The sequence below is a fragment of the Photobacterium sp. CCB-ST2H9 genome (assembly GCF_023151555.2).
Lineage (GTDB): Bacteria > Pseudomonadota > Gammaproteobacteria > Enterobacterales > Vibrionaceae > Photobacterium.
The window spans coordinates 141,654-159,147 of sequence record NZ_CP100425.1 but is presented as its reverse complement, the minus strand read 5'-3'; the positions used below and the strand labels follow the sequence as shown (position 1 = coordinate 159,147).

Annotated in this window: 18 protein-coding genes; 4 read left to right on the top strand and 14 right to left on the bottom strand. The window is 54.8% G+C overall.

Going from position 1 to position 17,494, the window contains the following annotated elements; translation table 11 throughout:
* Positions 1–37: 37 nt before the first annotated feature.
* Complete coding sequence (locus L4174_RS00740) at positions 38–244, bottom strand: hypothetical protein (RefSeq protein ID WP_248144509.1); 207 nt, start codon at positions 242–244, stop codon at positions 38–40.
* 854 nt (positions 245–1,098) lie between these two features.
* Here L4174_RS00740 and L4174_RS00735 point away from each other — a divergent pair.
* Positions 1,099–3,417, top strand: coding sequence for a Tex family protein (locus L4174_RS00735; RefSeq protein ID WP_248144510.1), 2,319 nt, complete (start codon positions 1,099–1,101; stop codon positions 3,415–3,417).
* A 61-nt stretch (positions 3,418–3,478) separates the two neighbouring features.
* Here L4174_RS00735 and L4174_RS00730 read toward each other — a convergent pair whose 3' ends face one another.
* Together L4174_RS00730 and bioH are read right to left on the bottom strand one after the other, a co-directional pair.
* Positions 3,479–3,943, bottom strand: coding sequence for an ATP-dependent Lon protease (locus L4174_RS00730; RefSeq protein WP_248144511.1), 465 nt, complete (start codon positions 3,941–3,943; stop codon positions 3,479–3,481).
* Between the two features lie 149 nt (positions 3,944–4,092).
* Complete coding sequence (gene bioH / locus L4174_RS00725) at positions 4,093–4,905, bottom strand: pimeloyl-ACP methyl ester esterase BioH (RefSeq protein ID WP_248144512.1); 813 nt, start codon at positions 4,903–4,905, stop codon at positions 4,093–4,095.
* A 47-nt stretch (positions 4,906–4,952) separates the two neighbouring features.
* On the opposite strand from bioH, the gene L4174_RS00720 reads away from it, so the two are divergent.
* Both L4174_RS00720 and nfuA read left to right on the top strand, forming a co-directional pair.
* Complete coding sequence (locus L4174_RS00720; RefSeq protein ID WP_248144513.1) at positions 4,953–5,636, top strand: ComF family protein; 684 nt, start codon at positions 4,953–4,955, stop codon at positions 5,634–5,636.
* A 118-nt stretch (positions 5,637–5,754) separates the two neighbouring features.
* Positions 5,755–6,333, top strand: a complete 579-nt coding sequence (gene nfuA, locus L4174_RS00715; RefSeq protein WP_371929388.1) for a Fe-S biogenesis protein NfuA — start codon at positions 5,755–5,757, stop codon at positions 6,331–6,333.
* Between the two features lie 151 nt (positions 6,334–6,484).
* On the opposite strand, the gene L4174_RS00710 is transcribed toward nfuA, so the two are convergent.
* The 6 genes from L4174_RS00710 to L4174_RS00685 form a co-directional block, all read right to left on the bottom strand.
* Complete coding sequence (locus L4174_RS00710; RefSeq protein WP_371929387.1) at positions 6,485–6,841, bottom strand: 3D domain-containing protein; 357 nt, start codon at positions 6,839–6,841, stop codon at positions 6,485–6,487.
* 143 nt (positions 6,842–6,984) lie between these two features.
* A complete protein-coding gene (gene dinF / locus L4174_RS00705; protein WP_248144516.1) occupies positions 6,985–8,334 on the bottom strand; it encodes an MATE family efflux transporter DinF in 1,350 nt (449 codons plus the stop codon).
* Positions 8,335–8,421: 87 nt separating this feature from the next.
* The gene (cyoE, locus tag L4174_RS00700) at positions 8,422–9,348 is read right to left on the bottom strand and encodes a heme o synthase (protein WP_248144517.1); all 927 of its coding nucleotides are present in this window, start codon (positions 9,346–9,348) and stop codon (positions 8,422–8,424) included.
* 32 nt (positions 9,349–9,380) lie between these two features.
* The gene (locus tag L4174_RS00695) at positions 9,381–10,523 is read right to left on the bottom strand and encodes a heme A synthase (protein ID WP_371929363.1); all 1,143 of its coding nucleotides are present in this window, start codon (positions 10,521–10,523) and stop codon (positions 9,381–9,383) included.
* 45 nt (positions 10,524–10,568) lie between these two features.
* Positions 10,569–11,120: a cytochrome oxidase gene (locus L4174_RS00690; RefSeq protein WP_248144518.1), complete on the bottom strand. Its 552-nt coding sequence runs from the start codon at positions 11,118–11,120 to the stop codon at positions 10,569–10,571.
* Entirely contained in the window at positions 11,117–11,818 is a 702-nt protein-coding gene (locus tag L4174_RS00685; protein ID WP_248144519.1) for an SURF1 family protein, read from the bottom strand. Before L4174_RS00685 ends, L4174_RS00690 begins: the two co-directional genes overlap by 4 nt.
* Positions 11,819–11,872: 54 nt before the next feature.
* Between L4174_RS00685 and L4174_RS00680 the strand changes: the two genes are divergently transcribed.
* A complete protein-coding gene (locus L4174_RS00680) occupies positions 11,873–12,079 on the top strand; it encodes a DUF2909 family protein (protein ID WP_248144520.1) in 207 nt (68 codons plus the stop codon).
* A 5-nt stretch (positions 12,080–12,084) separates the two neighbouring features.
* Here L4174_RS00680 and L4174_RS00675 read toward each other — a convergent pair whose 3' ends face one another.
* The 5 genes from L4174_RS00675 to L4174_RS00655 form a co-directional block, all read right to left on the bottom strand.
* Entirely contained in the window at positions 12,085–12,987 is a 903-nt protein-coding gene (locus L4174_RS00675; protein WP_248144521.1) for a cytochrome c oxidase subunit 3, read from the bottom strand.
* Positions 12,988–12,995: 8 nt separating this feature from the next.
* The gene (locus tag L4174_RS00670) at positions 12,996–13,541 is read right to left on the bottom strand and encodes a cytochrome c oxidase assembly protein (protein ID WP_248144522.1); all 546 of its coding nucleotides are present in this window, start codon (positions 13,539–13,541) and stop codon (positions 12,996–12,998) included.
* Positions 13,542–13,550: 9 nt separating this feature from the next.
* Positions 13,551–15,152, bottom strand: coding sequence for a cytochrome c oxidase subunit I (gene ctaD, locus L4174_RS00665; RefSeq protein ID WP_248144523.1), 1,602 nt, complete (start codon positions 15,150–15,152; stop codon positions 13,551–13,553).
* A gap of 20 nt (positions 15,153–15,172) precedes the next feature.
* On the bottom strand, positions 15,173–16,318 hold the full coding sequence (gene coxB, locus L4174_RS00660; protein ID WP_248144524.1) for a cytochrome c oxidase subunit II: 1,146 nt from the start codon (positions 16,316–16,318) through the stop codon (positions 15,173–15,175).
* Between the two features lie 296 nt (positions 16,319–16,614).
* Positions 16,615–17,412 carry a class I SAM-dependent methyltransferase gene (locus tag L4174_RS00655; RefSeq protein ID WP_248144525.1) on the bottom strand — a complete coding sequence of 266 codons (798 nt, stop codon included), beginning with the start codon at positions 17,410–17,412 and terminating at the stop codon, positions 16,615–16,617.
* Between the last annotated feature and the right edge of the window lie 82 nt (positions 17,413–17,494).

Sequence of the window (17,494 nt, the reverse complement as noted above, 5' to 3'; positions counted from 1 at the left end):
TCTAATGCATGAATCATTCATTGCGCACTGGTTTTCGTCAGCGGAGCGAATAAATATTAATGGCTGCAGCCATGGCTATGCAGATGAAACGCCACAATTCCAGGACACCGGCCATCACCGCAAAAGCATCCGATTGATCATTTTCATCTCTGCATTGAGTCTGGAATACAGGGTGACAAAGCAACACCAGAACAACTGCAATGTACAACTCTCCGAAAACCAATAAGGTTTCAGATTTGTTCAAATTAATTCTTTACTGTGATTACTTTATTGGGAGTTCGATATTTCTGGTATTACATCTGTGCGAGAAAGAAATGCCTTTTGCCAGACATTCTGTCAATAATGGAAAAACACATTTAATAAATTCAATGAAGTGAGTCGCATTTCACCCCAAACAAAATATCAACGCTCTAAAATACCAGTTACTTTTCATGATTCCCCGAACAGAATATATTTACAAAGAACAAAATAAGGCTGAATATTCTCAGACACGAAAAATCTTATCACGCCTCAATCATTCAACTCAGCGCTGAAATAGATTTCCCCTGTTTCCACAAACACGACCAGCTCTCGAGAGCACAATATCGCTGTCATGTGTCATTCATTTTTCGGATGCGCAGCATATCAACCCATGAATAAAAAATAATATTGCTATTGGTGTGCATAAAAATAGATTAGGTATAGTTAATTACAGAGTAATCAAAAAAATCATTCGGAATAAACTGAAATTTCATTTACATGAACACATAAAAATAAAATCGAAACAAAATAGAAATAATATTCACAAAATTAAAACCACAACATTAGTTAAGACAAATCTAAAATAAATAACCTGCTGACGTAAATATCGTGATGAGCCTTCACCCCATATTCAAAAATACAGTGTATCTTTCACCATTATTCTTCTGACCAGAGACCCGGCGGATGAAATATCTTCCCACTTTTTGTGAATAGACAGCCGTTCACGCCTGCACAAAGATCACACCTGACCGCGAAGCTGGCAAACTCCTGACATATTGCGGGCGCAAGAACGCTGACTGACGTGCGGAATTATGGTTAGATGGGCCACCTGAGAAAAACTGTATCCAAAGGAATTCTATGACCGCGAGTATCAATCACCTGATTGCGTCTGAGCTGAATGTCAACACGCAGCAGGTTGCCGCAGCCGTGGCGCTACTCGATGACGGCAACACCGTCCCTTTCATCGCCCGATACCGGAAAGAAGTTACCGGCGGGCTGGACGATACCCAACTGCGTAATCTGGAGTCCCGTCTGGGCTATTTACGCGAGCTGGAAGACCGCCGTCAGGTAATCCTCAAATCGATTTCAGAGCAGGATAAACTGACCCCGGCACTGGAAGCCGAAATCCTGTCGGCCGACAGTAAAACCCGGCTGGAAGACTTGTACCTGCCGTATAAACCCAAGCGCCGCACCAAGGGCCAGATCGCGATTGAAGCCGGTCTGGAACCGCTGGCTGACCTGCTGTGGTCACAACCGGAAAACGATCCGGAAAATAGTGCGGCAAGCTATGTGTCTGCCGACAAAGGTGTGGCCGATACCAAAGCCGCGCTGGACGGCGCGCGTGCCATTCTGATGGAACGTTTCGCGGAAGACGCAGCCCTGCTGGATAAAATCCGCCGCCACTTGCAATCCAATGCTGAGCTGACCGCCCGTGTGGTGGAAGGCAAGGAGCAGGAAGGCGCGAAATTCAAAGACTACTTTGAGCACAATGAAAAGCTGTCTCAGGTCCCGTCACACCGGGCACTGGCCATGTTCCGCGGCCGCAATGAAGGTGTCCTGCAGCTGGCACTGAATGCCGATCCGACTCAGGAAGAAGGTGTGCGCGGCTCTTACTGTGAAGTCATGATTGCCGATCACTACGGCGTGAATCTGGGCAGCCAGCCAGCAGACAGCTGGCGCAAGCAGGTGATCAGCTGGGCCTGGCGCATCAAGATTCTGATGCACATGGAAACCGAGCTGATGGCGGCCCTGCGCGAGAAAGCTGAAGACGGCGCGATGCAGGTCTTTGCGGATAACCTGAAAGATCTGCTGATGGCCGCACCTGCCGGTCCGCGCATGACACTGGCACTTGACCCGGGCCTTCGTACCGGGTGTAAAGTAGCCGTCGTCGACAGCACAGGTAAACTGGTCGATACCGCCACCATCTATCCGCACCAGCCGCAGAAACAGGTGGCTCAGTCGGCCGCCACTGTGCTGGCACTGATCACCAAACACAATGTCGATCTGATTGCGATCGGGAACGGGACTGCTTCACGTGAAACAGACAGCTTTGTCGCCCAGTTGCTGAAAGACAACAACCTGAAGGTTCAGAGCGTCATGGTCAGCGAAGCCGGTGCATCGGTGTACTCCGCATCTGAACTGGCCGCCAACGAGTTCCCGAATCTGGATGTGTCGCTGCGCGGTGCAGTCTCCATTGGCCGACGCCTGCAGGACCCGCTGGCGGAGCTGGTGAAAATCGATCCGAAATCCATCGGTGTGGGCCAGTACCAGCACGATGTCAGCCAGAGCAATCTGGCGAAACGTCTGGATGCCGTGGTCGAAGACTGTGTGAACGCCGTCGGTGTGGATGTGAATACGGCCTCACCTGCCCTGCTGACCCGTGTTGCTGGTCTGTCATCGACTATTGCCAGCAATATCGTGGCTTACCGTGACGAGCACGGCCGCTTTGATGCCCGCACCACGCTGAAAAAAGTGCCGCGTCTGGGGCCGAAAGCGTTCGAGCAGTGTGCCGGTTTCCTGCGGATTATGAACGGCAAGAACCCGCTGGATGCTTCGGCGGTTCACCCGGAATCCTATGATGTCGTCAAAAACATCGCGGCTAAAAACGGGAAGCCGCTGGATGCGCTGATTGGCAACAGTGAATTCCTGCGCGGCCTGAAAGCAGCCGATTACACCACAGAAGAAGTCGGCCTGCCGACTGTGACCGACATCATTGGTGAGCTGGACAAACCGGGCCGTGACCCACGTCCTGAGTTCAAAACCGCAACCTTTGCCGAAGGCATCCATGAGGTGAAGGATCTGGTGCCGGGCATGGTGCTGGAGGGCGTGATCACCAATGTGACCAACTTTGGTGCATTCGTCGATGTCGGCGTTCATCAGGATGGCCTGGTCCACATTTCTGCGCTGTCGGACAAGTTTGTTTCGGATCCGCGAGAAGTGGTGAAAGCCGGTGACGTTGTGAAAGTGAAAGTGATGGAAGTCGACCTGCAGCGCAAGCGAATCGGCATGTCGATGCGCCTGAGCGATGAGCCGGGTCAGGAAGCCGAGCGCAAGCCGAAAGGCGGCGCCCGTCAGAACAACCAGCGCCATGCGCCCCGCCAGCAACGTGACAACCAACCGGGTAACAACGCCATGGGTGGTGCTTTTGCTGCGGCGTTTGCCAAAGCGAAGAAATAACATTCACACGGAACAAACAAAAAAGGCGGGTTTCGACCCGCCTTTTTTATATCCGCTGCGCTCAGACAATCTTCAGCATTTCCGTCGGTGGATTTGGCACCGTCGACTGTGCATATTTAAAACGGATCACACTGCGTACGCGTTCCATCTGACTGATTTTCCCCAGCTCTTCAAGCAGTGCCCGGGGCAGGCGGATGTGCATACTGTAACCCAGCTCGCTGACATCTTTCAGATAATTGTCAGCCGACAGCGCCAGAACCAGTTGCTCAAATTCCTGCTGATAACCGTAGCCCTGATGATGGGCAACATCCAGTGCTTCATAATCCGGATGCTCACTGGGATCCCAGCCGGGACGCTTCATCTGCTTCTCATCGCCTTTCAGTGACGGTTCACTGCCAGAAGCCAGGCTTGCAGTGGCCGGGCGGACTTTTTCGCGGACCTTATTGTCCCGCGCAGCCTGCTCGGTCATCGGATTCACCGACGGCGCCAGTGTCGGTATACCGGCATTCAGGGGCGACACGATCATGTTTTGGTGACTCCTTCAGACTGCAACACTGTCACTCATCCTGCGCACTCAAGCCCATGCCGCCGTGCGCCTCACTGATACCTTTATCATGGCAGAAAAAAACGCCATGATTCAAAGATTATCGGCCACCCAATCACAGACTTTAATCTTTATACCGGAGTGGTCGCGGCAGTCTCCGGCAGCGATTCCTCCATAAAGGCTTGCAGCGCACCGATGAAATCTTCCGGATGGGAAATAAAAGGTGCATGTGATGCCTTGGTAAACATCATTTTCTGAGAATCCGGCGCCAGCAGATCCATATCCGAGGCCACTTTTGCCGGTACCAGACCATCCAGCCGGCCATACAGACGCAGCCAGGGCTGGCGAATCTGAATCAGATGTTTGCGTAAATCCACTTCAGCCAGCATCTCCAGCCCCTGCGCCAGCGCTGCCAGTGACGGTTGCGGACGAGACAGCACAGCCTGCCTGAGCTGTTTGATATCCTGTCGGGCCGTGGGACTCCCCATGGCCTGCAACGCCATAAAGCGTTCGACGGTCATGGCAAAATCTTCACTGAGCTGCTGCTGGAAATCGCTCAGAACCTGAGGCTTGATCCCGCGCCAGTCGTCCGTGGCCGCAAAACAGGGAGAACTCGCAACGGTGACCAGCTTACTGACACGTGCCGGGGCCATCAGTGCCGCCTGCTTGGCGACCAGACCACCGAGTGACCAGCCCAGCCAGACGGCTTCTTCCGGCGCACCGTGCAGCAAAGATTCCGCCATCGCTTCGACGGTCCCGGCTGAAACCTCAGCACTGTGACCATAGCCCGGCATATCCACCACGTGAATCCGGTAGCGGCTTTCCAGCTGTGGGACCAGATGCTGCCACACGGCGCCGTTCATTCCCCAGCCGTGAATGAGAACCAGATCGGAACTCTGTCCCGTCTCGGGACCGAATGTTTGCCAGTAGACCGATGCCGCCATGTACACTTCCTTTACCAAAAAACCGGATGGCAAGGATGTTATCCCCTGTGGCCGTAAGATCAATCTTTCGCTGGCCAAACCAGCAATGCGCACTCTGTCGTTTACCACTGCGTGACGGCGATCACTTGTGGTGTCAGCCCTGTCTGACCAGCCTGCCTCAGCCACCGTACTGCCACCGATGCGGAGCCACGACCCCGGAGCCAGTCCCTCACTGCGGCTACTGCCTGCGCCAGCCACCGCCCTGGGATCACCTTGTCCGGCTGGGTGAATATGCGTTTCCGCTGAATCGTCTGATCCAGCAGTACAAGTTTCAGCGCAAGTTCTGGCTGAGTCAGCCGCTGGCCCGGTTACTGGCCGCGCAGCTTATCGATCCCGCGCCCCTGCTGCTGCCGGTTCCCATGCATCCCTGGCGACGCCTGATACGAGGGTTCAACCAGAGTGCCCTGCTGGCGGATGCACTCGCGGCACTGACGGGCGGGGAAACCGACAGTCGGGCTTTGCGACGGACACAATGGGCCCGCCCTCAGCATCAGCTGACCCGGCAGGCCCGTCTGCAGAATCTGCGGCAGGCATTTATACTGAATAGTAGAACGTGGCCGGCGCACGTCGCCCTGGTGGACGATGTCGTCACTACCGGCAGTACGGTGTCGGTTCTGGCACAATTGCTCAGACAGCAACACGTCAGCCGGGTTGATGTGTATTGCCTGGGATTCACCCCGCATCAGCGCTGATCCGGAGGCGAGACGGGCTGCTGTTCAAAAAAACCACACAAGATTCATGGGTGCGTGTTCCCGCGCCAGAGAGTAGAATAAGTTTTACGCTTACTAAGTCAGGTATAACGTCGTGTCTATGATTACTATTTCAGAAACTGCGCAACAGCATTTCGTTAAGCTGCTGGCCCAGCAGCCGGAAGGCACCAACATCCGTGTCTTCGTGGTCAACCCGGGTACCCCGAACGCTGAATGCGGCGTATCTTACTGTCCGCCGGAAGCCATCGAAGCCAGTGACACTGAACTGAAGTTCAACATGTTTTCTGCTTATATCGATGAGCTGAGCCTGCCATTTCTGGAAGATGCAGAGATCGATTTTGTCACCGACAAAATGGGCTCTCAGCTGACCCTGAAAGCACCGAACGCCAAAGTCCGCAAAGTGTCCAACGACGCACCGCTGATGGAGCGCGTGGACTATGTGATCCAGACTCAGGTCAACCCGCAGCTGGCAGGACACGGCGGTCATGTATCCCTGTCAGAAATCACCGAAGACGGCGTGGCAATTCTGCAGTTCGGCGGCGGTTGTAATGGCTGTTCAATGGTCGACGTGACCTTGAAAGAAGGGATCGAAAAACAGCTGCTGGCCGAGTTCAGCGGTGAACTGACCGGTGTGCGCGATGTGACCGAACACGCACGCGGCGATCACTCTTACTACTGAGTTGAATCGGGTAAGCTCCCTACACTGACCCGCTCAACAACAGATAAACAAAAAGCCGCAACTGCGGCTTTTTTGCTGTCTGTCTGCTTTGTACTTCGCTTAATGCCTATCAGGATAATGTCGTTGATTATTCGGCTAGGTATTTTGCGTATCAGGCTTCGACGACCGTGATGGTTACCTTTCGTCGGCCCCAGTTCTTGGCCGCTCTCACATCGCGCCCCATGTAGATATCAATCTTCTTTGACCAGCGACGGTGCATTTTATCCAGCACCACATATTCACCCGGCAGACCGGAGATTTTTACTTTGGAACCGTGTTTCAGGCCCATTCTCAGCAGATCCCGGGAGACTGCAATTGCCTTCATTCCCGGTTTGAGCCGGTCTCCCCAGGCAGCAATGGAAGGGTTCCCGTCTGTCTGGGAAGACAGCGAATTATAGGCCGTAGCCGTCACTGAAATTTTGGAGCCGGACGGCATGGCACTCGCATGAAAACACCAGCCTAAGCTCATAATAAGCAATAAAAAAGCACCGAATTTTCGTTTCATTTTCAACCTGTCAAATCAAAAAACAGGCTATATTTTAAACACTTTCAATGAGAAAGGACAGATGATTAAACAGATCCTGATGGATTAAGCAGCATAAAATATGCTAACTATTTGTTGGCACTGGCCTCTTCAAGAAAAATATTTTTTTGCCACTGATAGACAAAAATAGCCGCCAGCGACAGACCGCGCATGCCAAGAAACGCCAACATTGCTGCCCATAGCGCATGGTTTCCGAAGCTGTGGAATAATTGCCAGATCAGAAAGAATGTACAGGTCGCCACGAACATACTGTTCCGCATTTCCCGCCCCCGGGTCGCTCCGATGAAAATACCATCCAGCAAGAAGCACCACATCGAGACCAAAGGCACAGCCGCCAGCCAGGGCAAGTAACGGGAAGCTTCTGACTGAACCGCGGGAATATCGGAAATCAGACTGATGATTTGCGGACCAAAGCAGGAAAAGGCCAGTGTCATCAGCACAGCAATGACCAGGCTCCAGAATGTCGTGCTGATCAGGGTCCGCCCGAGTGCATCCCTGTTTCTGGCGCCAATTGCCTTCCCGACCATGGCTTCCATCGCGTAGGCAAAACCGTCCATCCCATAGGACACCAGCATCAGGAAGCTCATCAGCACCGCATTGGCAGCCACGACATTATCGCCCAGACTCGCCCCCTGAAAGGTCATAAAACTGAATGCCAGTTGCAGGCACAAGCTCCGCAAAAAAATATCCCGGTTGAGACGAAGCAAGCGATCAACCCCCTGACCGACCTGATTCAGCAGCTTGCGCCAATCCGGCAGCGCGTGAACCAGCCACTGACGTGATACAAAAGACAAGCCCAGCACCATCCCGCTGTACTCTGCAATCACCGATGCTGCCGCCGCCCCTTTCACCTGCCAGCCCAGCCCGAGAACGAACACCACATCCAGCAAAATGTTCACACTGTTAGTGATGATCAATAACCACATCGGCAGACGGGCATTCTGACTGCCCAGCAGCCAGCCCATGATCACGAAATTCGCCAGGGCCGCCGGGGCACCCCAGATCCGGATGGAAAAATACTGATCCGCATAGGTTTTCACAGCGTCACTGGCATCACTGAAATGGAACACCGTCCCGGCGATCAGGCGGTGGCAGAGGATCAGCAGTAACGCCAGTCCCCAGGCCAGCGCCAGCCCCTGCAACAACACCATCGCCTGAGCTTTTTTATTGCTGGCGCCATACGCCTGAGCACACAGCCCGGTGGTTGCCATCCGCAGAAATCCGAGCAGCCAGAAGGTCACACTGATCATGGTGCCGCCGACGGCCACTCCGCCCAGATACCAGGCATGCTCCAGATGACCGATCACCGCAGCATCCACCAGCCCGAGCAGCGGTACCGTGATATTCGATAAGACCATGGGAAGCGCCAGTGCGAAAACCTGACGGTGAAGAGTGACATCTTTTAATGCGGCCAGCACGGGAACTCCATGATTCTTCAAATACTTCAGCCGCAGAGTGTAAAGGTTCGCCGGCAGCGAGACAATTCACCGCCGGCCATCCCCTGATTATTGCAGAACCACCATCAGCCAGTGATCGGCCAGCAGCACCAGAAACAGCCCCAGCAGATGCCAGATCGAGTATTTGAATGTCGCCCAGGCATGACCGGGCTGATCGGCAAACTTCAGCTTCAGGGCATAACCCACAAATCCGAGATTCAGAGCCAGACTACCGATCAGGTACAACAAACCGCTCATGCCGGTCAGCCAGGGCAGCAGGCCAGTCAGTGTCAGCAAGAGGGTATAAAGCAGCACCATGGTTTTGGTGAAAGCGATGCCATGCGTCACCGGGAGCATCGGAATATCAGCCTTGGCGTAATCATCCCGGCGATGAATGGCCAGCGCCCAGAAATGCGGCGGGGTCCAGGCAAACACCAGCATCACCAGCAGCAGCGCATGGGGATCAAACTGGCCGGTGACCGCCGCCCAACCAAGCAGTGGTGGGGCAGCCCCCGCCAGACCACCGATGACGATATTCTGAGGCGTCGCGTGTTTGAGCCAGACCGTATAAACCAGTGCATACCCCACCAGACTGGCAAAGGTCAGCCAGGCCGTCAGTGCATTCAACTGCCACAGCAAGACAAAACCAATGACCATCAGCAGGGTTGCAAAGGTCACGGCATTGAGGGTCGGCACCCGTCCCCGGGCCAGCGGGCGATGATGCGTGCGTGCCATTTTGGCGTCGAGCTGCCGGTCCAGCACATGATTCAGCGCCGCGGCAGCCGCCGACTGAAAACCAATCCCGAATAACCCCAGCAGCACAGCCTTCAACGGCGGAATACCGGGCACCGCCAGGCACATTCCCACCAGTGCAGTTAACAGCAGCATGGCGACAACCTTCGGCTTGGTCATGATCAGGTAATCGCGGCCGATCTGACGCCAGTGGCGGCCAGACAAAGCTATCTGGCGCTGTTCCAGTATCTGTGATTTCGCCATATTCCTTTCCTCCCTGAATCATCCTGCGGGTGTCAGCCCGACTTCGGCGTCATGGCGTTCAAAGTTCCCTGTCCGGATCTTTGCCCGGCTAACCTGTCGTGGTTCATTGTTGATTGAGACAAAATTGCTGCGCTCTCCTCACTCACGACCGGACGCGCACGATACAACGCCAGACAAATCGTAAGCATCCCCAGCAACAAACACAATCCGCCGAGGTTATGGGCGACAGCAACCGGCAAGGGCAGACTGGCCAGCACATTGGTTACCCCCAGCCCGGCCTGCACAGCCAGCAGTAGCATCACTGCCATCGCATGACGGCGCCAGCCTATTCGCCACAGCCGCCAGCCCAGCAACAGCACCACCAGCGTCGTGATCATGGCGCCGATCCGGTGCGCCGCATGAATAGACACCCGCTGGTCAAAATTCAGCACGCCATACTGATAGGTCTGAAACCCCGGCTGCCAGGGTTCAAAGGCAGTGATATCAAACTTGCTGACCCAGTCCACTTCACAGACCGGCAACTGGGTACAGACCACTGCGGCGTAGTTGGCAGCCGTCCAGCCGCCGAGAGCAATTTGCAGCGCCACCACCACCAGTGCAGCCACCGCCAGCCGCCGGACACCAAAGGGAATGGGCGCACCGGTCGCTCGTGCCCGGCTGGCTGTCCGATTAGCATTAACCAGCCGCAGCCAGAGCACCAGCAACAGGCTGGCCGTCGTAAACCCACCCAACAAATGACCCATGACCACCACAGGCTTGAGGGCCATGGTCACGGTCCACATCCCCAGCATGGCCTGACCGAACACGATTCCCAGTAAAACCAGCGGTAACCGACGCGGCCGGTCACTTCGACGCCAGGCCAGCATATTGATCGCCAGAATCAGCAGTCCCAAAGAGCCCGCCACATAGCGGTGCAGCATTTCATTCCGTGCTTTATGAACTTCCACCGGGTGATCAGGAAACGCCTGCTGAGCCAGTGCGTGCTGGGCATCCGTTTGCGGCACACTCAGAAAACCATAACAGCCGGGCCAGTCCGGACACCCCAGCCCGGCTTCCGTCAGCCGGGTATAGGCGCCCAGCGCAATCACGGTCACAGCCAGCAGAAAAGTCAGACCAACCAGCCAGGTCAACAGCCGGTCCGGTTGGCGGGATTGAGAAGAAACCATCGGAAACATCGCCACTCCTTAGCTTTTGAGACTGAGCACATGAGATATGCTCCATCAGCCTATCTTGGAAACTTTGAGTAAACGTTTGAGATCACGAAGTATGTCCTTGCCCTGAGCCAGTACCTGCGTTTTGCCCTCAACCAGCGGGTAAGCCATCATCACATTCCCCTGAGGATCAGCGATGTAAATCGCCCCGATACTCTTCTGTTCCAGCTTCTGAAACTGGCGGAGAACCGGCCCCGGTGCAGCCAGAACCACCCCACCTCCGCTCACCAGACTGCTGGCATCCGGCAGCGCCGCGCTGCGTTCTGCAGACACCAGAACCAGACTGGAAATTCGCTCCAGCTCTGCCCCCATCGCCAGCGGCACCTGACGCAGGTTAAACAGAGCGCCCTGGCACCGGGTATCACACATGTCCGGCAACAGGTAAATCAGTTGCCATTTGCCCGGTTTCGCCAGCCAGTCAGACACCACGGGCTGCTCCAGTAACTGCCCCCGGTTTGTCACCCCGCCCTGATACCAATGGTTTTCCAAAACCAGCTTGGCGGCGATCACCGGCAGAACGAAGGCAAGTAGCAGCAATAACAGGCTGAGGTGTTTTTTCATTCCGGATTCCCCTTCTCTCTGGCTGGATGCCGCTTCAGCCACCACCAGGCCAGTCCGGCGATGGCCACCGCCATCAGAAACCACTGAACCGCGTAGGCATAATGTTTCTGCGCCCCCATCACCACAGGCTGCCAATTTTGCTTCAGCGCCAGCGGATCATCAGGGGCAATCTGCACCACCCAATCCGGCAATGGCAGTCCGGTTGCGATCGCCAGCACCTCTGGCCTGATATTCTGGACCCTTCGGGGCCAGCCGTTTTCATCCCCGGCAGAGCTCAGCTCCGGTAACTGTGACGGCGGCGCAATGGTGCCAGACAGTTGCACCAGTCCGTGGTGTTCCGGTAAAACCGGCAACTGCTCTCGGTACTGCGGAGCGGCAATCCACCCCAGATTTACCAGCAGCCAGGCACCATTTTCGGTCCGGAACGGATAAAACAGGTGGTAGCCCGGCTTCCCCTGATCCAGCTGGTTATCCAGCAATATCGCTTTGCTGTGGTCAAACTCGCCGCTGAATTTCACCCGGTACCACAGCGGATCCTCCGGTAAACTGGCAACACTGAAGTAGGTCTGCTCTCCCCTGAGCTTGAGTGCTGCCGACAGAATTTCTTTTTCCTGACCGCGTGAGAGCTGCCACATTCCCAGCTTGACCAGCCCGAAGAAGACCACCAAAGTAAATAGAACAAATCCTGTCCGTCTCATCGCGCCCTGAACCCCGTGTCAGCCGCCCCTGATTCAGCCAACCACGGAGATGCCATGCTGCTGAAAGCCCTGATTGTCTGCCTGCTGATTTTTATCCTGTTGAACCTGTTCCGGGCACTGCCTGTGATGCTCAAAGGCAAACAGGGCAAACCGATGTCTCACTACCTGGGTCGCCGGGTACTGTTTTCTGTCCTGCTCTTTGCCCTCTTGTTACTGGCGGTGGCAACCGGTCTCATCGAACCGAACCCTCGCCCTTACTGACTCGGCTAAAGGATGTACACAAAGATAAACAGTCCCAACCAGACCACATCCACAAAATGCCAGTACCAGGCACCGGCCTGAAATGCGAAGTGATGTTCCGAGGAAAAGTGCCCTTTCAGCACCCGCAGCCAGACAATAAACAGGATGATGGTCCCCAGGGTTACGTGCATCCCGTGAAAGCCGGTCAGCATAAAGAAGGTGTTTCCGTAGATCCCGGAATCCAGCGTCAGCCCCATCTCTTCGTAAGCATGGATGTACTCCACCCCCTGCAGATACACAAAGAGCCAGCCGAGCAACACGGTCAGCAGCAGGAACAGGGTCAGGCGCGGACGGTTATCGTTCTCCAGCGCCGTATGGGCCATATGCACAGTGACAGATGAGGTCAGCAGAATCATGGTGTTGTAAAAAGGCAGACCAATGGCTTCCATGGCCTGCGTTTCCGTGCCCCCCGGGGTCAGAATCAGCGGCCAGTGTGCGACAAATTCAGGCCACAGGACGGCATGGGTCATGGCGTTATTGCCCGCCCCGCCCAGCCAGGGCACGGCAATCATCCGGGCATAAAACAACGCGCCGAAAAATGCGGCAAAGAACATCACTTCCGAGAAAATGAACCAGCTCATCCCCTGCCGGAAAGAGCGATCCATCTGGGAGCTGTAGAGTCCGGTCATCGACTCCCGAATCACGTCGCGGAACCAGCCCACCAACATCAGCAGCAGCAAGCCGACCCCGGACATCAGAATCCAGGGACCATTGCCACCAAACAGCCCGCCAACGGTGGCCCCTGCGCCCATGGCAATCAAAAACAGTGCCAGAGCCCCGACAATCGGCCAGGCACTGGCGCTGGGCACATAATAGGGTTCATGCGGCGGTGTCAGGGACTGATCATGCTCTGAGTAAGGATTTGCCATGGTCGACCTCATTGTGTCTGTGCCGCAGCGTCAGGCTGGGCGTTGAACAAGGTGTAAGCCAGTGTCAGGGTATTGATATCTTCCGGCAGCTCGGGGTCGATGTAGAACAGCAAAGGCAGTTCTGCCGACGCTCCGGCCGCCAGTGGCTGACGGTTAAAGCAAAAACATTCGATTTTATTGAAGTACAGCGCGCCCTGGCCCGGAGAAACCGAAGGCACAGCCTGCCCCACGGTGTCCTTCTGAGTCAGGTTCACTGCCGAAAACAGAACCTTGTGCGTTTCACCGGGATGAACCACCATGCGCCGGACTTCAGGCTCAAAACGCCAGGCCATTCCCGGATTCACATAGGCAATAAACTCCACGGTGATACTGCGTTTTTCATCGACCAGTTCACTGGCCACAGCAGCCTGATCCGAGGTTTTGCCGTTAATCCCGGTCACCTCGCAAAATACGTTGTACAGCGGTACCAAAGCGAACGCGAAGCCGAACATCCCCAGTGACAGCACAATCAGGAGCAGCAACGACTTCTTCTTGCCCTTTTCTGAGTCAGCCATATGGCCTCCTTAGTCCACTTTCGGTGGGGTAGAAAATGTGTGATGAGGCGCCGGTGACGGAACCGTCCACTCCAAACCTTCAGCGCCATCCCAGGGCTTCGCGCCCGCAGGTTCGCCACCGCGAATGCATTTAATGAGTACCGCCAGGAAAATCAGTTGCGACAGGCCAAACATGAAGCCTCCGATACTGACAATGGCATTTACATCAGCAAACTGCAGCGCATAATCCGGGATCCGCCGCGGCATCCCCGCCAGTCCCAAAAAGTGCATCGGGAAGAACAGGATGTTCACGGAAATCACCGAGCACCAGAAATGCCACTTCGCCAGACGCTCATCAAACATGTGCCCGGTCCATTTCGGTAACCAGTAATAAGCCGCGGCCATGATGGAGAAGATCGCTCCGGACACCAGCACATAGTGAAAATGCGCCACCACAAAATAGGTATCGTGATACTGGAAATCCGCCGGCGTAATCGCCAGCATCAGCCCCGAGAATCCACCGATGGTGAACAGAATGATGAACGCAATCGCAAACAGCATGGGGACTTCAAAGGTCAGTGAACCACGCCACATGGTGGCAACCCAGTTAAAGACTTTCACCCCAGTCGGCACCGAAATCAGCATGGTGCAGTACATGAAGAACAGTTCAGCGGCCACCGGCATCCCGGTGGTAAACATGTGGTGCGCCCAGACTAAGAAGCTCAGACCCGCAATAGACGCCGTCGCGTACACCATGGAACTGTAGCCGAAGAGCTTTTTACGGGAAAAGGTCGGAACTATCGCCGAAATGATACCGAAACTCGGCAAAATCATGATATAGACTTCGGGATGACCAAAGAACCAGAAGATATGCTGGAACATCACGGGATCACCGCCCCCAGCCGCATCAAAGAAACTGGTCCCGAAGAATTTATCGGTCAGCACCATGGTCACCGCCCCCGCCAGCACCGGCATGACCGCAATCAGCAGGAATGCCGTAATCAGCCAGGTCCAGGCAAACAGGGGCATCTTCATGTAAGTCATGCCCGGTGCACGCAGGTTGACGATAGTGACGATGACGTTAATCGCCCCCATGATCGAGCTGATCCCCATGATATGGATGGCGAACACAAACAAACCGGTACTTTGCGGACTGAAAGTGGTCGACAGCGGTGCATAGAAAGTCCAGCCGAAATTCGGACCACCCCCTTCCATAAACAGTGAGGCCAGCAACATGGTAAAAGCAAAAGGCAGGATCCAGAAACTCCAGTTGTTCATGCGCGGTAAGGCCATATCCGGCGCCCCGATCATCATCGGCACCATCCAGTTCGCCAATCCGGTAAATGCAGGCATCACGGCACCAAACACCATGATCAGGCCATGAACAGTCGTCATCTGGTTAAAAAAGTTCGGTTCCACCAGCTGCAGTCCCGGCTGGAACAATTCCGCCCGGATCACCATCGCCATCGCACCGCCGGTCAGGAACATCGCAAAACTGAACAGCAGATACAAAGTACCGATGTCTTTATGGTTGGTGGTAAACAGCCAGCGCTTAATCCCGCTGTGGTGATGCGCGTCATGTTCAGTATGGGTGGTCTCGTCCACCGCCTGCTCACGCAACATGTCAGTCATGATTGGTCACTCCCTCAACTCTAAAGCGCTTCGCCTTTCAGGACAGCCTGAACTTCTGCTGCCTGCACGGTGTCACCGGTATTATTTCCCCAGGCATTCCGCTCATATGTAATTACAGCGGCCAGCTCTTTCAGGCTGAGCTGAGGCCCGAATGCCTGCATGGCTGTCCCGTTTCGCCCGTGGACCACAACGCTGATATGTTCGAGCTTTTTAGCCGGATCCGTCGCAATCGCACTACCGGCCAGCGCCGGAAAGGCGCCGGGTAAACCCTGACCGTTGACCTGATGGCAGACCGCACAACGGGTGTTGTAGACCTTCTCGCCCATGGCCATCAGCTCATCCATCGGCATTTCCATATCCAGCAGTCGCTGCTCTTCCTCACGCGCTTCCCGCTGAGCCACCTTGGTCGTTTGCAGCCACTCTTCATATTCAGCCTGTGGCTTGGCAATGACTACAATCGGCATAAAGCCATGGCTCTTACCGCACAATTCCGCACACTGACCGCGGTAAATCCCGGGTTCATCAATTTTGGTCCAGGCTTCGTTGATAAAGCCCGGATTCGCATCTTTCTTCACGGCGAATGCCGGCACCCACCAGGAATGAATCACATCCTGCGAGGTCATCAGGAAACGAATTTTCTGACCAACCGGAACAACCAGCGGGTGATCCACTTCCAGCAGATAATTCCCGCGTTTTTGACGCTCGTTGTTAATCTCTGCGTCTGAAGTTGCTAAGTTGGAATAAAATGCGACATCTTCGTCGAAATAGCGGTAATGCCACTTCCACTGAGAACCGGTAATCTGAATAGTGAGATCGGGCTGAGTGGTGTCTTCCATCGCCAGCAGGGTCTTGGTCGCCGGAATCGCCATCAAAATCAGAATCACAAAGGGGATCAGGGTCCAGAGCAACTCGACCCGGGTGCTTTCATGGAAGGACGCGGCCACGGCACCACGTGATTTACGATGATGAATAATGGCCCAGAACATCACGCCGAAGACCACCAGTCCAATTGCCACACAGATGTAAAAAATCGTCATGTGCAGCGAATACACCTGCTGACTGACCCCGGTTACCCCCTGAGTCATATTCAACGGCATCGATTTGGTTTCTGCCATCACTGGCAAAACGAATCCGCCCAGTAATCCATAAAACAATTGCCGCATCATTGTTCGGATCCCTCCTTCGGTCGTTCTGACCGGCAATCGCCCTATCGCGTCCGTTGTGACCGATAGTCTGCCCGCCAGAATTCCTCATCAGCGCAAGTAGCCTTAACAGCTTGTTTACATTTAACTTAGGACAGATTTCGGAGAATGAACAAAAATTTGCGTCAGAAATAGTCAAGACCCGAACAGCCGCGGCTCCGGTATCAGTTGAAGAAATTTGGCAGAAAATTATGAATGATCATCTCAATAGAATGATGACCATTGACTCAGGAAGGTAATCAGCAGGCACCATGCCTGGCTCAAAAACGCAGGTGGGTCACCACAGGAGTCAGGCGGTGACGAAATGCCGACAGGAGAGACAACCAGCGGTGCCATGGACGCCAGCGTGGACAGGACACATCCAGCGGAGAATGGCTGGAAATAACTTCTGCCCAGGGCAGCCATTGCAGCAACTGAGCTGTCGGATCATCAAAGCCATGCGCATACGTCTGAGTTCCCAGACTCTGACCCAGCGTGCTGTCACACCGGTCTCCAGCCAGGACCAGACAAAGCTCCAGCTGATTGAAATGGCAGCCCATGCGCTGCACAAAGCGGGCAACCTCGGTCTCTGTCGCCTGTAACAGCGCCTGATCACACACCAGCATGACCGGGGACGAAAACGACGTCGGCAGCTGAGATAACCAGCTGAGATCCGTCACCGAACCTGAACGCATCCGGTACCGCTCGCTCCGGTGGAACAGGCGCTGGCGCCACAGCAGATTTTCATCACAGTCCAGTTCCAGCCAGCGGCAGCGGCCGTTGTCCAGACGATAAAAACGGGTATCCAGCCCGGCCCCGACATTAATCACGTGGCCGTTCGGAAAGCGACGGAGAAAATGATGCACACGCTGATCCACCAGCAGGGTTAGCGTTGCATGCAGCAACTGATGCCGGTCGACATTGCCGGTCAGGCAATCCGGTGCCAGATGACATTGCTGGCAGGCCGCAGCAGCGAGGGGGTCATAGATCAACCCATTGTCAACCAGACTCTCACGGCTGCGCAGCCAGAGCGGCTGTAATAATGCAGCCGGGATATGGTAGCGGGCAGATTTCGTCATTATCATCTCCAAAGCAATAGTGGAATGATAATAACTCTCATTTATAATTGCAAAGAAATCATCTGCCCTTTGCGACGCCGTT